The sequence below is a fragment of the Heliobacterium chlorum genome (genome assembly GCF_014502795.1).
GTDB classification, from domain to species: Bacteria; Bacillota; Desulfitobacteriia; order Heliobacteriales; family Heliobacteriaceae; genus Heliobacterium; species Heliobacterium chlorum.
In genome coordinates, this window is the sequence record NZ_JACVHF010000015.1 from 78,558 (window position 1) to 91,930 (window position 13,373).

Genomic DNA, 13,373 nt, shown 5'->3' on the forward strand with positions numbered 1-13,373 from the left:
TTTGCCGAAGGAGCATAGTGGATCGACTCGCGGGTTATGGATTCCCTGAACGTAAAATGCTCCGTTTAATCCGGCTGGGGCTATGCATGTCAAAGGGAGATACATAGGTCACTTTGAATCCCAACTGCCGGCAAGCAAACTCCATGCGGCTCGTCTTTTGCGAAGGACTGCCGCAAGTGATGGCCAGCTTTTTCGAGGGAACATAGGCAGAAATCCCGGTGACTCCTGGCGGGCTGCCGGCGATGATTTCAACTTTTGGGTATAGGTCCTGTAAAACGCGCATAATTATACTTTCACCGGATTCGCTGTTTTCTGGTGGCTCCGTATCGGTATTATTAGGCTCGAGCAAGGGGCTCTCTTCCTTGAAAGGCACTGGTATCTCTGCTACGGATTCTGCCTGTCTGATTGTTTTTTCTGGGACTCCTTCAGGAGTTGGGCTTTCAGTGTTTTGAATCCAGCCTTCTTGAGCGAGCCAATCTTCAAGATAAGCGGTCACATCTTGGGATTCACTCTCGCTTGATGGTTCTTCTCTTACGATTTCTTCCTCACTCTCTAACCGGGACGATTCGGTAGTCGTAGCGGCGACTTCAATGGATGCTCTTTGTAGTTCCCTGCGGACCCTCTTATTTTCGACGGGCACAACAAGAGGATGTTCGACTGCCTTTTCCTCTTGACCATTCCAATGGGCTCTACGTTTTGCTAACCCTGCTGTCAAATACTCCTCAAGAGCCTGTTGAAACTCACCGAAGCTTCGCATTACGGCGGGATGGGGCAATTTTTGTTGGAGCAGTTGACGCATTGTCGGCTCAACATACTCCCGTCTCCCTTCAACCAGCAACTCACAAAGAGCGGCCAATTGTTCGGTTATGCGCACACCGTCGATAAACCGTTCTTCTCGATAGGGACCGACAAGCATACTGACTTGACTGGCCTCGTCGATAAGCTGGTCAAGCAGACGAAGTATCTGTTGTTCTAGCTTAGGTTGCTTTTTTCCGATCAATTTCAGCTTTCCTCCTTCGTACTGTCCAAAAGCCTGTCCTAATGTAAAATTTATGCACGTAAAACATCGGCTAGACCGGTTCTACATTCCAATCTCCGGCATATGTTCATAAGGTGACCGTTGTGATTGATGAAAGAGGTGACTATCATTTGCAGGAAGAACAGATCCTTTTTAGAATCCACAGGTATTTTCTGAGCGGAAAAATGTCACTAGAGGATAAATTATTCTATGCCAAATTGATTGCGACACTCGATTTAGAGTCTGGAAATTACACCGAAGAAAAGGAGAAGCGCGGCTCGAGATGTTTGCCGCGCAAGTGGATCAATTGCGGGAAAAACTTCGCCATCAGGCCGGTTGACGGCCATCTGAAATAAGAACCGGGGCATGCCCAAGCAGCCCCGGTTTTTCTTTGAGCATTTATTAATCAAACAAGAGAAACCGCTTGCGAAGAAGCCAATATTCCACCAGAAAACCAAGGAGTGCTAAAAGGACAATCGCGCCGATCAAATAACGTTGCCAAGTGACCTTGCGTTCCAAAGAACTGATCGTCTGTTCCTTTTCCTCGGTAAAGTTCTGCATCTGCTGCTTCTGCTCTTGCAAATCGTCGATTCGGCCATTGATGTTTATCTTGTCTTCGGCCAATTGGTAAGCTTCCCGAGCGAGGTTCAGGTTTTGTAAGGCCAAATCGTTGACCCGTTTCTCGTATAAGCTTTCTTGATTAAGCTCTGCATTGGGAAGAAAGGCGTTCCACAAAACAGCCCCTTCAGACTGGGCAGGAACGCGGTTCCCGGTGAGTTGAGCTAGTGTAGCAGCGACATCGATCGTTCGAGCTGGTGGAATCGTAACACCCGTCTTCAATCGAGGACCGCGCATCAACAAGGGCACGATCAGTTCTCGATCGATGTTTTGCATGGTTCTTTCCTGCGACCGAGGCGCCAATCCATAATCGGAAACGATCACGGTCAGTGTGTCATCGTAGAGGCCTGCTTCTTTGAGCATCCGGATCCACCGAGCTGCCTGCTGGTCCGATTCTGTAATCGCTTTGAGATGGTCCTGACTATAGGGGCCCTTTGTTTTTGCTTCCTTTTCGGCCTGCGAGAGAACAACTAATGTGGCAAAAGGTTTCGCGTTCTTCCATAGTTCCAACCCACGATCGGTAATCGCTTTGTCAGTTCCTCCGGCTACAAATGCTTTATGAGTGAACCCTCCGGAGAGCGGGGCAAATTCTTCCTCCGGACCAGCAGCTAGTAAAGTGACCAGTCCTCGACTTTGCCAGACCTGAAAGACGGACTCGGCATTTAGCTTTTGTGAGGGTTTTAATAGTCCATGCCGTTCAGGGTTAGCGCCGGTGATCAGCGAAGCTAGGGCAGAGGGGCCCTTCGTCGGGTAAACGCCGGAAGACTGTTCGACCCTGACTCCTTCCTTAATCAACTCGTTAAAGGTCGGTGTGTAGGTATGCAACAAGGCATCCATACTGACTCCGGACATGACGATGACAAGCACATGTTTGATCGGTCGTGTAGCTTTGTCTTCCACCGGCGGCTTCACTTCCGGTTGTGGTTCCGGATTGGCGACGGCAGGTACGGCCATGGATATAAGCAATGCAAGTAGCAGACAGAACCAGAGAATCAGTTTGGTTTTGCTGTTCATGGAGCCATACTTCATCTTACTGCCTCCAACCCCTTGTCCCTGTACTTGCTGCATATATATGGCTAGAGGAGATTCTCTATGAATGAAAAATGCCTGTCTGATGGTAATCAGACAGGCACAGAAAAGTTACATCGCTCCAGGACAGCCACATCCCGCTCCTGGGCATCCGCTTGAGGAAGGCAGAGAGCAACCGCCAGGTCCGCAAGGGGATTTGGGGCTTGATTTTCCAACGAAAAAACCAGTCAACCGGATTTTTGCATCTGCCTTGCCGCATTCAGGGCAGGGGACTTCACCGCGCTTAGAGTAAGCCACCATTTCGGAAAAGCGATGGCCGCAGTGGGTACATTCAAAGTCATAGGTGGGCACTGGGGATTCCTCCGATTTTATTTGTATTATGATTTATGGTTGGCCCGATTCCGACTCCTTATCTTCCTTCGGCGATAGGTCGGCATCAATGACCACTTCAGGCGGTGTGCTTATCCCTAGCTTTTCCTCAATTTTGACAATGCGAGCTTCTAGCGCTTCATACTCCTTGCGGGTGACAAAGCCAAAATCGTTACGAATCCGGTGGAATTCCGTCTTGATGGTGTCAGATACCACTTCCCGCTGCTCTTTACTTTTTTCGAGCAATTCGGAGACGATTTTGCTGGCGTCTTCTTTACTCATCTCACCCTTTTTGACGAGCTCATCCACCAATGATTCGGCCCGCTCTTTGGTCAATGTCAGCGCTCCCAAGCCGGCCAATAGGGCCTTACGTACGACGTCCAACATGGGCAACACTCCTTTTTTTTATTCCAATGGGGCCATGGCGACACCAACGGTGCCCGGTCCCACGTGAACCGCAATCACAGGACCCACAAAGTGAATCGTAGGTGACGCACCGGGAACTAATGAAACAATCTGTTCTTTCAGTTCCTGTACCTCTGCCGAAGCACCTACATAGGCTAAAGCAATTCGCTGCGATCCTTCTGCGTCCCATTTGTCTCTGACAAACTCAGCAACCCGTAAAAAGGCTTTCTTGCGCGTACGGATTTTTTCGTAAACCTCGACTTTTCCCTCTTTCACCCATAGGACCGGTTTGATTTGCAACAACGTACCGAAAAGTGACTGGGCGCCGCCGATACGGCCGCCACGATATAAATATTCCATAGAATCTACAATTAAAAACAACCTGAGTCTTTCTCGAACTTTGGCGATTTCCCGGATCACTTCATCGGTGCTCATACCAGCGTCGATAAATTTCCGAGCCTCCTCTAAGAGGATCAGCAAACCTACGGCAGTCGTCTCCGTGTCGATGACGTGAATGGGTCGGTTTTCCAGATGGTCAGCCATGGCTTTAGCGGCCTGATAGGTCCCGCTTAATTTGCTCGATAAGTGCAGAGAAATGACAGTATCACCGTTTGCCGTCAACCGGTCATACAACTCCAAAAGTTCGCCAGGCGGAGGTTGTGATGTAGTAGGAATTGTCGGAGCCTTTCGCAGATACTGAATAAAGCGCTCGGGATCTTCGTTGGTCTCTTCTACCGGTGTATTGTTTACAATGACTCTCAAGGACACAAGGGATACCTGCAAACGCCGGATAGCTTCCTCGGTGAGATAGGCCGTGCTATCTGTGACTAAATGGATCTTCGACAAAGATAGGGCCACTCCCTCCAAATAATGTGACGGATACCAAAAGTGAACGTAAATAAGGAAAAATGAAAAGGCCATATTATTTTATAAGAAATCATCGGAAAAGGAGGGATGGGGTTGACCCTTCACCGTTGGACAGCAGGATTTTTCACCCAGATAATTCCTCCCCATATTTCCGTCCTCATGGAAACTCGCACCGATCGTCTCGTTATTCAGGTGCCGCAGTATCGGATTTCCTATCAAGAACCATCGGTTAGACAAGTGACCAACCCAACGATTACGGTTGTACCGTTGAACGCAGCTAAGGGCCGGATTCGATACCGCTGCGGCTTATCCCCTCAGGCAGATGTGACAGCAACTACCATTCATTATACCACCAGTGGTAGTATTTTTAACGTCTTTTTACAGCGAAACCTGCAAGTCCTTAACGGTTCCACCATTTCGCCCGGTGAATGGCGCGTTCAGATTCCGATCTTAGGCAGCGATGCCCTCCATGGCGCGATCGCCGCTTGGACCATGGCTGTATTGCTCGGATTGGCTCCGGAGAGTGCCGCTGAGCGATTGGCTTTTATCAGTGCTCCCGAAGGAGAACGGAATCTGGTGCCGACCAAAGAAGCTTGTTGTAAAGTGCTCTGGGACCGTGGCCGAGATCTGCAAAGTGTGACCGAATTGTTGACGGCGATTACAGCTCATGACTTTGGTGCCATCCATTTTATGCTCCTCCCCCCCGATCCATTCACGGCAGCGGAGTGGCTAAAATTGCTTTCCGATTGGTATGATGTACTTGGGGCACCGGAGGTGCATATTCGCCTGCCTCGTTATGTTCGATTTACTCTCCCCGATTGGACTATCCGCATCGACAAACCACAGCGGTTTTTGCAAGATACTTTGAGCCATCTTCCTTCGGAAGATCTGCTCATCTGGCTGGGCTCGAAGCCTCCGATGCCGTCGATTGAACCATTAGCTGGAATCCGGTCGTTAGAACCTTTTTCTTCGACCGCTCTCGCCTTCACAACAACCTAATATCTTTATGTATATTATTCGTCGCAATGGACAATATATAAACGCTCCGCTTTTTGGTGGATATATCTCTCCCTGCCAGCGCCTTTTGCGCTGGATTTTTTTGTGAAAAAACCGGGCCTCTATGATCCAAGCCCGGTTTAAAAATATTTAACGGTATCGACCGCGTCGCTTTTTTTGTGTCAACACGGAGCCGATATACATCATGGTAGGTATGGCTACCGCATGAAAAGCAAACCAGCCGGGGTGACCGAATTCAAAACCGGTGTCGTGAACGAGGGTCTTGTTCCGTTCAAACATCCTTCATCCCCCCTTTCGTCTCGGTTCTACCCTATAGTTTGAGTCGACAGAGGGGAAATATCCGCGGTAAAGAGGAAGGATATCTGGAAAACAAAATATCAGGAAAATATAAAAAAGACGGTGATTCACCGTCTTAATCATTCATATGGTGCGGTCGAGAGGACTTGAACCTCCACAGCCTTGCGACCACTAGAACCTGAATCTAGCGCGTCTGCCAATTCCGCCACGACCGCATTTGCTTGTCTTCTTGTTCCGAAGACAGTTTGAATTATAACAACACCGTTCCATAGCGTCAAGTATTTATTTTATTGTGATCTATTTTTAGATCTAGAATCGCCATGACTGCTTCGTTCACGATTCCATCGACAGGAAGTTGATGTTTAGTTTGTAAGGAACGGACAGCTTCTTCCATCTCCGGTCCATACCGACCGTCGGCAAGGTGAACCGTATAGCCTTTTGCCTGCAGGCCCATTTGTATCCGGGCTATCTCCTGGCCTGTTTCACCGGGGAGGTATTTCTTTTTCGACAGCTTGAAAGGTTTGCTATCGATGACTCGGACAACCGTCTTTAAAGGAACGTATGCATAAAGCTCTTCCACATCTCGATTATGCATGCGGATACAACCGGCGCTTTCGTTTTTTCCAATCGACCACGGTTTGTTCGTCCCATGAATTCCATAAATCCCCCATGGTACGTTAAAACCCATCCAACGCGACCCGAAACCGTCTCCCCAGTTTTTTTGTTTATCGACAATGGTCCAGTCTCCGATTGGCGAGGGAGTTTTTTCCTTACCTGTACAAACAGGATAGGTTTTATATGGCTTACCGTCCGCCAGGACGGTTAGGGTGTTCTTTTCAGTATCGACCACTAACATGATGGTGCCTTTCGGCTCTTCGACAGGTGTAGATGATTTTGAAGGCTCCGTGGTTGTCGCAATGGGTCGATCCATGGACAGCCATGTTTCTGCGGTCACTATGCCGTCTGAGGACAGTCCTTTTTGCTTCTGCAGGGACTTCACGGCATCCACGATCTTGCCGACATAGAGGCCATCGATAGGTCCCGTATAATAGCCCAGTGTCTTTAGTCGACTCTGGAGTTCTTCAACGTCCTCTCCTTGCATCGGCGGTGCCGAGGGGCAAAGAAGGCGTTCTACGTCGCCGCAACGGGAGCCGCTGGGGTCAATCTTTGAGACCGTGGGGGCGTTTTGGGACGAGAAGTACCATCCCGTTAAGATGAGCACCGCCAGTATGCTAAAGAGCCACCTTAGTCGATGTCGGGAAAAATTGATGGTTAGAAACATCTTATTACTCCTTCCTATATACTCCAAAGAGCCTATATCATCCGGAATAATTCATATTCCCCTTTTGGGGACCGTATGATGATGGCAGGCTGGACTATAAGGAGGAGTTTCCTTGGCAATTCGACGAAAAGGGCGGTTGTCTCAAGGAGCCCTGTATTTCCTGATCGGCTTCCTCCTTTTCGTTATGTTCGGGACGATGGGCTTCTTATATCAGCAACATCGAAATATCTCGCACCTTCGATTCCTAAGCCATTTAACCGAGGCACAGCAGCACGTTTTTTCCCCTGATGAAGAATATGATCTGCTGAAACAACGAATAAAAAGAGAGATGGCTGGTTTTGGCGGCTCTTACGCTGTTTACTTAGAAGATTTATCGACGGGCCATCAGCTTGGCATAAACTCAAATAAGGTTTTTCCAGCAGCCAGTGTGATCAAGGTACCCCTGGTGCTTTTCCTCTACTCCCTTGCTTTGGACGGGCGGATTAACTTGGATGAAACCATTTCCATCGTACCGAGCGATATAGAGCCCAGCACTGGCGGGCTTTGGAGTTATCATATCGGAACAACCTATACGCTTCGGCAGTTGGCGAAACATACAATCGAAGATAGTGACAATACAGCCACAAATATGCTCATGCGACGTCTGGGTCGATCCAATTTTTATCTCTTTTTGCGGCTATCTGGGGCATCGGTGGTTCCCTGGGGTCCCGGAAAAGGGAATGTGACTTGTGCCCGTGATGCCGCGCTGTACTTAAAAGGGATTTGGCTGTTTCGGCAGATGGAACAGCCCTTGGGGGAAGAAATGATGCAATACCTGTTGAACAGCAAGTTCGATGACCGCATCCCCGCAGGCGTTCCCTTTGAGATTGAGGTGGCGAACAAAATCGGCTCTCAAGAAGGAGTCTTTAATGATACGGCCATCATCTTTCTTCCCAACAGGCCTTACGTCTTATCGGTTTTATGCTGCCACCCTGATGAACAGCAAGCTGTAGAGGCGATCGGACGAATTGCTCGATTAACCTATGAATACCAACGAGAATACCATCCCCGTACGAATTGAAAGAACTACCGCGGACAAACTAGTCCCGGGAGGTGATAGATTATGGCCAAAAATGATAAAGCCAAACAAAACATGGGCGTAAATATTCCCCAAACGACGGCTACTACCACGCCTGGTGCTGGCGCCACTGCTACGACCGGAGAAACCGCTTTTCCGAAAACGAACAAGTAAAGCGATGCAAAAAGCCAGCCCTCAGGCTGGCTTTTACTATTGATATGTTTTTTCTGTAATTACTTACCGGACATCGGCGATCCAGCCGAATAGGTCTTCGCTTTTTCCGTACTGCATTCCCGTGATAAAGTCAAAGAGCCGGCTCGCCAGTTCCCCTGTTTTTCCTTCGTTGATGACGGCTTCACGATCGCCGTGACGGAGTAAACCGACTGGAGAAATCACCGCGGCCGTACCTGTTCCGAAGGATTCTTTTAGATTCCCCGCAGCATGAGCTTCAAATAGCTCATCGACCGAGATGGTACGTTCGACCACGGGAATCCCCCAATTTCTCAAGACTTGAATGACCGAATCACGGGTTACACCAGGCAAGATACTGCCGTGGAGAACCGGCGTAACCACCTCATCGCCGATTTTAAAGAAGACGTTCATCGTTCCGACTTCTTCAATATACTTCTTCTCGACGGGGTCAAGCCAAAGCACTTGGGTAAATCCCATTTGTTTCGCTTTTTCGCCCGCATAGAGGCTGGCGGCATAGTTGGCCGGTGTTTTCACGTCCCCTAAGCCGTTTTTGGCCGCCCGGGTGAACTCATCGGTGATAAAAATTTTAACGGGATTAAAGCCTTCGGAATAATAGGCGCCGACGGGCGACAGAATAACCATGAATTTGTACGTGTTCGAGGGACGCACACCCAGATAGGGGTCTGTAGCGATGATAAAGGGCCGAATATACAATGCCGTTCCTTCTTCCGCGTACACCCAATCCCGTTCCGTATCGACTAAAGTTTTGATGGCTTTGATGACAAAGGCTTCATCGAATTCAGGGATACAGAGTTTTTTCGCCGAGTTGGTCATGCGGCTGATGTATTTTTCGGGACGGAATAAGACAACCCGATCCTCTTTCGTTCGGAAGGCTTTCATGCCTTCAAAAATGGCTTGTCCATAATGGAAAACCATAACAGATGGGTCAAGTTCCAGCGGTTCGTAAGGTTTGATCTTGGCGTTGTGCCAACCCTGCTCTACCGAATAATCCATGACGAACATATGGTCCGTAAAAATTTTGCCGAAACCAAGCTTGTCAGCCGGTGGTTTTTCTTTTCGTTGGGGAGCCAGTTCGATTTTCAATTCGAGCATTTACAACCATCCCTTTTCAATAACATCTAGCCTAATCTAAAGGCGTCCTATTTAAAAGGCTTTCTTGAAGATGATGGTACATTATGAAGAATAGTAGTGTCAATGAATTGAGGCTGAATTCACGAGGAAAACTCTTCATGGAGGTGATTTAATGAAGCGAATATTGATTTTTATGATGATCATCTTGTTTATGATCGCACAAGGCTGCTCTCCTGCTCGCCGTCCTCCTGAGAGTCAGCCGCCGCAACCGCAAAAACAGCAAAACAAAGGCGGTCAGGAAGGAACATCCGGCGAAGGCAAAGATAAGAACGATGATAAGGGCGACGAACAAGGTGGCAAAGATAAAGGGGGAAAGGGAGGATCCGGTAAATCGAGTACTGACGAAGATGACGAAGGATCATCCAAAGACGATAAAAAGAAAGATAAAAAAGGTGGCAGCACTTCAGGAGAAGATGAGGAAAAGGACGAGGATCGTCAGAAAGATTCCGGTTCTCCTATGCGGTAACGGTATTTAATGTGAGCCAAACCAGAGCATTACTTGAGCTTTTTCTCCCATTTTGATACGATGAACATGCCTTAGGGCATGAGATGGAGGAATCTCTTGGTCCAACGACGGCCGGGGGATTTCTTCATTTATATAGGGACTGTTTAGGGGGGCTCGATATGGGTCACTTAGGTATCGGAAAAGAAGAAGTCTTCAAAGCGTTGGCCCGCCGACTCGACAAAAACCCCGTCGGGGCACCAATGAATGAAACTTTGATGCAAATTCTCTACCGGATGTATGAAGAGAAAGAAGCCCGGATTGCCAGCCAGTTCCCGCAGGGATTTACGACAGCCGATAAGCTCTCTCTTCTCACAGGCTTTTCGGAGGAAGACATCGTTATTCAATTAAATCACATGGCCGATAAAGGTTTGGTCATCGATATTCCCCGAAAAGGGAGAACACTTTATTCCCTTACCCCTTTGGTGATCGGCTTTTTTGAATATACCTTTATGCGTGTCACCGACAAGCTGCCCATGAAAGACTTGGCTGAACTCTTTGAAAAGTACCATCATGAAAAAGGGGTCTCCGAGGAGTTTTTTGGAGCGGACACGAAAATGTTTCAGACCTGGACGTACGAAAGTTTGATGCCGGAAGAGGTAGAAACGGAAGTTCTTGACTACGAGAAGGCATCGGCCATGATCCGCGACGCCGGCGGTGGATCATTGACCATGTGCTACTGCCGTCATCAGGCCCTTCACCGGGGAACGGTCTGTGATGCGCCCATTCATGATGTATGCATGTCTTTAGGCAACGCTTCTGAATGGCTGGTTCGGCGAGGTTTCGCCCGCCCTGCCTCGGTCGACGAAATGCTTCGAGTTTTAGAACAAACGGAGGCGCTCGGTCTCGTTCATCTGGCTGATAATGTCCAGAAAAACCCAGCCTACCTCTGCCACTGCTGCGGATGCTGCTGCGGGGTACTGCGTTCCATTAATGAACATGATGTTTTCTCAGTCCATCGAAGCAATTTTATTCCTGAGATCGCCCTGGAACGGTGTAACGGATGCGGCGCCTGTGTAAAGCGGTGCCATATTCACGCCATCAAGGTAGCCGAATGTGACGTGAATGGAAAAAAAGCTATCATCGATACTTCCCGCTGCATCGGTTGCGGTGCCTGTGTAAAAGGGTGTAACAAAAGGGCTATACGATTAGTCCGTCGTGATCAGATTTACATTCCTCCCAAGGACAAACGGGAACAGATGACACGTATCGCCCGGGAAAAAGGGAAGCTTTAATCACTGTCGTTATTTACTGTAATTACTTATGGTAACATTTGATAGTTTTCCTCGTCGTCCCACATCAGTTCGAAGCGATTTTTCCAAGCCTGAGCTAGAATTGGGTCTTTGATCACCAATAGTACATCATCATTGACCGATAGAGAGGGTTGGGAATAGTCGCAGGAACCGGTAGCCACGATATCTCCATCGGCAATCATCGCGGTAAGGTGCATCACACCGTTATGCTTGTTTATTTTTATCGGAACGCCGGCTTTCCTTAAAGACTTTAATAGATCCCTTTGTCCTTTTTTCTGAGCCTCTTTCCGGTCGGTAATGATGCGCACTTTAACTCCCCTATTTTTAGCTTCGGCAAGGAATTGGGCCATATCGGGATGACTGAGCACATAGGCAGCCAGATCCAAGGTGGTCTTAGCTGACGCGATGGTCTCATGAAGCAGATTCTCCGGATGGTGCCCGGCACGGGTAAAAGCCCAATCCAATTGGGCTTGAACTGGGTTCGGTGTCGGTACCGAAGAAGCCGGTGTGTTTTCATCTGTCGGATTCGGGTTTACCGACTCTGTCGTTGAAACGTTGCCGGAATTAACGGGTAAGCTAAAAGAAACCATCAAGATGGCTGATGCAATTGATACCGAAAGCCAGAAAACTTTATTCATACCCAAACCTCCAAAAACTTCCATTTTGCGTTGTGGGTTTCGATGCGTTATGACCCATTTCCTTCCAACTGGTATAATTAATCGTTACGTTATCTTCGTATTCCTTTTCCTCCCTTGAGGAAAGCTTTTAAGGGAGGTGATCCAAGTTGGAGAAACGGGTAATTGCCGGTATATTGCTTCTTTTGTTTATGGCTACCCAAGGCTGTGCTTCTCTAAAACGCCCTGCGAATCCACCTGCTGTGGAGGATCCGGGAGGCGACCCTGCAAAGGGATCTACCTACGATGATAATGAACAACCCGGACCGGACAATTCTGACCGACGCGGATCGGTACCCCAAAAATAAAAAGCCCGCCCCTCTCGGGCGAGCTTTTTACTTTAGATTAGCAACGTGAAATAGTCTAATTTTTTAGCTGGATCGCCTATTGACAAGGGAAATTCCCTTTGGTATATTACTTTTTGTTCGAGGTGCCGGCGTAGCTCAACAGGTAGAGCAACTGACTTGTAATCAGTAGGTTGCGGGTTCAAGTCCTGTCGCCGGCTCCACAACATATACGGGTTAGCAGGATCACCAGGTGGAAGAGAGAACCAAAATGTGGTTACGGTTGTAGTTACGGAGGGGCATCTCTGGTGAAGCCATGGGGTTGAAATGGCCCGGTATGCAGGGGAAACCGACGGAAGCAGTGTGCTGACGGCGGTTTTTTGCGTTTTGTAGGAATTTTGTGGTGAGGGTTATGGGGATATAACGAGGCCCGGTACGGGCCATGCCCTAATTTAGAGGTTTTTCGTTGTTGGTGACGATGGTTGCTCTTCTTGTACTAGCCCCTGTTTCTTAATCCGATATAACGCAAGTACATACGAAGGAAAAATTGCAAGGGCAAATGGATAAGCCATTATAGCGTAACCGATAGCAGCATCCGAATGTTGTAAGAATGCAATCGTAAATAGAACAACGACTGCGGAAGAACAGCACACCCACGGGTAATGAACCTTATTTTGATTTTGGTCATCGAATTTAATAAAATACGTTGATGCTACGCTGATAAATAAAGGGATAAACATCCAGAATGATAAATACGTAACCACCCAAGGAATACCGATAATAAAAGGAATCGTAATTACCAACATCGATATACCGAGTAAGAATTGCTTCTTTTTCGTCGACACTTTATCCCTCCTTTTATTACTTATCGCTGTCATTTTGCTGCTTGCTGATGCATAATGAATATGCAAATAACGGAACCGTTAACAAATAAAGAGGAATAGCGAGAACCCCGTAGGCCATCCCTCCATCGGAGTTATATGAAGCAGCAACGGAATTAAATAAAACTCCGAGTGTAAAAGTAGTAAACCAAAGGTAATGTGCTCTATACTTAGGCCCACTGATTTTTATGAAGATAAATATTCCTAAGCAGATGACTAATGAGATAACATTCGATAACGAGAACACGCTAATTATCTCCTCCCCTATCCAGTAGTTAAATTTTATTCATTGTAACATAATGGATATGTGTAAGCTATGAAAACCGTCTACGGCGATATGATGCCATTAGACGGTTTTTAAAGTCCAGGTACGAGGCCCGGTACGGGCTACGGGATGACCGTCCTTCCCCATTACCGACACGGCAAAAATAAGCGTGGTGTGACAGTATTTTTGCAGGATATTTGCCAAGAGATCT

Annotated in this window: 17 protein-coding genes and 2 tRNA genes; 8 read left to right on the forward strand and 11 right to left on the reverse strand. The window is 47.9% G+C overall.

From position 1 onward, the window contains the following. Positions 1 to 34 precede the first annotated feature (34 nt). Entirely contained in the window at positions 35 to 1,000 is a 966-nt protein-coding gene (locus H1S01_RS13815; RefSeq protein WP_188041020.1) for a hypothetical protein, read from the reverse strand. Positions 1,001 to 1,149: 149 nt separating this feature from the next. Between H1S01_RS13815 and H1S01_RS13820 the strand changes: the two genes are divergently transcribed. Continuing rightward, positions 1,150 to 1,374: a hypothetical protein gene (locus tag H1S01_RS13820; RefSeq protein WP_243237331.1), complete on the forward strand. Its 225-nt coding sequence runs from the start codon at positions 1,150 to 1,152 to the stop codon at positions 1,372 to 1,374. Positions 1,375 to 1,420: 46 nt separating this feature from the next. Here H1S01_RS13820 and H1S01_RS13825 read toward each other — a convergent pair whose 3' ends face one another. The 4 genes from H1S01_RS13825 to H1S01_RS13840 all read right to left on the reverse strand — a co-directional run bounded on the left by H1S01_RS13825 (position 1,421) and on the right by H1S01_RS13840 (position 4,285). Next, complete coding sequence (locus H1S01_RS13825; RefSeq protein ID WP_188041021.1) at positions 1,421 to 2,665, reverse strand: alkaline phosphatase family protein; 1,245 nt, start codon at positions 2,663 to 2,665, stop codon at positions 1,421 to 1,423. Positions 2,666 to 2,776: 111 nt separating this feature from the next. After that, entirely contained in the window at positions 2,777 to 3,016 is a 240-nt protein-coding gene (locus H1S01_RS13830; protein WP_188041022.1) for an FmdB family zinc ribbon protein, read from the reverse strand. Between the two features lie 33 nt (positions 3,017 to 3,049). Continuing rightward, positions 3,050 to 3,421, reverse strand: a complete 372-nt coding sequence (locus tag H1S01_RS13835) for a phasin family protein (RefSeq protein WP_188041023.1) — start codon at positions 3,419 to 3,421, stop codon at positions 3,050 to 3,052. Between the two features lie 18 nt (positions 3,422 to 3,439). Next, a complete protein-coding gene (locus H1S01_RS13840; protein ID WP_188041024.1) occupies positions 3,440 to 4,285 on the reverse strand; it encodes a DegV family protein in 846 nt (281 codons plus the stop codon). A gap of 114 nt (positions 4,286 to 4,399) precedes the next feature. Here H1S01_RS13840 and H1S01_RS13845 point away from each other — a divergent pair, with 114 nt between their 5' ends. After that, positions 4,400 to 5,305, forward strand: coding sequence for a hypothetical protein (locus H1S01_RS13845; RefSeq protein WP_188041025.1), 906 nt, complete (start codon positions 4,400 to 4,402; stop codon positions 5,303 to 5,305). A gap of 147 nt (positions 5,306 to 5,452) precedes the next feature. On the opposite strand, the gene H1S01_RS13850 is transcribed toward H1S01_RS13845, so the two are convergent. From H1S01_RS13850 to H1S01_RS13860, 3 genes are all read right to left on the reverse strand, one after another. Next, positions 5,453 to 5,602 carry a hypothetical protein gene (locus H1S01_RS13850; RefSeq protein ID WP_188041026.1) on the reverse strand — a complete coding sequence of 50 codons (150 nt, stop codon included), beginning with the start codon at positions 5,600 to 5,602 and terminating at the stop codon, positions 5,453 to 5,455. Between the two features lie 146 nt (positions 5,603 to 5,748). Continuing rightward, positions 5,749 to 5,835, reverse strand: a tRNA-Leu gene (locus H1S01_RS13855). A 59-nt stretch (positions 5,836 to 5,894) separates the two neighbouring features. Further along, the gene (locus tag H1S01_RS13860; protein WP_188041027.1) at positions 5,895 to 6,902 is read right to left on the reverse strand and encodes a L,D-transpeptidase family protein; all 1,008 of its coding nucleotides are present in this window, start codon (positions 6,900 to 6,902) and stop codon (positions 5,895 to 5,897) included. A gap of 112 nt (positions 6,903 to 7,014) precedes the next feature. On the opposite strand from H1S01_RS13860, the gene H1S01_RS13865 reads away from it, so the two are divergent. Then, complete coding sequence (locus H1S01_RS13865; protein ID WP_188041028.1) at positions 7,015 to 7,962, forward strand: serine hydrolase; 948 nt, start codon at positions 7,015 to 7,017, stop codon at positions 7,960 to 7,962. Positions 7,963 to 8,004: 42 nt separating this feature from the next. Then, positions 8,005 to 8,133 carry a hypothetical protein gene (locus tag H1S01_RS22035; RefSeq protein WP_279287009.1) on the forward strand — a complete coding sequence of 43 codons (129 nt, stop codon included), beginning with the start codon at positions 8,005 to 8,007 and terminating at the stop codon, positions 8,131 to 8,133. A gap of 63 nt (positions 8,134 to 8,196) precedes the next feature. Here H1S01_RS22035 and H1S01_RS13870 read toward each other — a convergent pair whose 3' ends face one another. Next, positions 8,197 to 9,264: a branched-chain amino acid aminotransferase gene (locus tag H1S01_RS13870; protein ID WP_188041029.1), complete on the reverse strand. Its 1,068-nt coding sequence runs from the start codon at positions 9,262 to 9,264 to the stop codon at positions 8,197 to 8,199. A 151-nt stretch (positions 9,265 to 9,415) separates the two neighbouring features. Between H1S01_RS13870 and H1S01_RS13875 the strand changes: the two genes are divergently transcribed. Both H1S01_RS13875 and H1S01_RS13880 read left to right on the forward strand, forming a co-directional pair. Continuing rightward, positions 9,416 to 9,769, forward strand: a complete 354-nt coding sequence (locus tag H1S01_RS13875) for a hypothetical protein (RefSeq protein ID WP_188041030.1) — start codon at positions 9,416 to 9,418, stop codon at positions 9,767 to 9,769. 158 nt (positions 9,770 to 9,927) lie between these two features. Then, positions 9,928 to 11,040, forward strand: a complete 1,113-nt coding sequence (locus H1S01_RS13880; RefSeq protein WP_188041031.1) for a 4Fe-4S dicluster domain-containing protein — start codon at positions 9,928 to 9,930, stop codon at positions 11,038 to 11,040. Between the two features lie 26 nt (positions 11,041 to 11,066). Here the strand turns inward: H1S01_RS13880 and H1S01_RS13885 are convergent, their stop codons facing one another. Further along, positions 11,067 to 11,696: a phospholipase D-like domain-containing protein gene (locus tag H1S01_RS13885; RefSeq protein WP_188041032.1), complete on the reverse strand. Its 630-nt coding sequence runs from the start codon at positions 11,694 to 11,696 to the stop codon at positions 11,067 to 11,069. Between the two features lie 146 nt (positions 11,697 to 11,842). Here H1S01_RS13885 and H1S01_RS13890 point away from each other — a divergent pair, with 146 nt between their 5' ends. Both H1S01_RS13890 and H1S01_RS13895 read left to right on the forward strand, forming a co-directional pair. Next, entirely contained in the window at positions 11,843 to 12,040 is a 198-nt protein-coding gene (locus tag H1S01_RS13890; RefSeq protein WP_188041033.1) for a hypothetical protein, read from the forward strand. Between the two features lie 124 nt (positions 12,041 to 12,164). After that, positions 12,165 to 12,240: transfer RNA gene (locus H1S01_RS13895), tRNA-Thr, on the forward strand. A 228-nt stretch (positions 12,241 to 12,468) separates the two neighbouring features. Here H1S01_RS13895 and H1S01_RS13900 read toward each other — a convergent pair. Next, on the reverse strand, positions 12,469 to 12,861 hold the full coding sequence (locus H1S01_RS13900) for a hypothetical protein (RefSeq protein ID WP_188041034.1): 393 nt from the start codon (positions 12,859 to 12,861) through the stop codon (positions 12,469 to 12,471). Positions 12,862 to 13,373: the final 512 nt, after the last annotated feature.

Coding starts and splice junctions, on each gene's coding strand:
- H1S01_RS13825 (WP_188041021.1), bottom strand. CDS start 2,665: ATGAAGTATGGCTCCATGAACAGCAAAACCAAACTGATTCTCTGGTTC.
- H1S01_RS13835 (WP_188041023.1), bottom strand. CDS start 3,421: ATGTTGGACGTCGTACGTAAGGCCCTATTGGCCGGCTTGGGAGCGCTG.
- H1S01_RS13850 (WP_188041026.1), bottom strand. CDS start 5,602: ATGTTTGAACGGAACAAGACCCTCGTTCACGACACCGGTTTTGAATTC.
- H1S01_RS13860 (WP_188041027.1), bottom strand. CDS start 6,902: ATGTTTCTAACCATCAATTTTTCCCGACATCGACTAAGGTGGCTCTTT.
- H1S01_RS22035 (WP_279287009.1), top strand. CDS start 8,005: ATGGCCAAAAATGATAAAGCCAAACAAAACATGGGCGTAAATATTCCC.
- H1S01_RS13870 (WP_188041029.1), bottom strand. CDS start 9,264: ATGCTCGAATTGAAAATCGAACTGGCTCCCCAACGAAAAGAAAAACCA.
- H1S01_RS13875 (WP_188041030.1), top strand. CDS start 9,416: ATGAAGCGAATATTGATTTTTATGATGATCATCTTGTTTATGATCGCA.
- H1S01_RS13880 (WP_188041031.1), top strand. CDS start 9,928: ATGGGTCACTTAGGTATCGGAAAAGAAGAAGTCTTCAAAGCGTTGGCC.
- H1S01_RS13885 (WP_188041032.1), bottom strand. CDS start 11,696: ATGAATAAAGTTTTCTGGCTTTCGGTATCAATTGCATCAGCCATCTTG.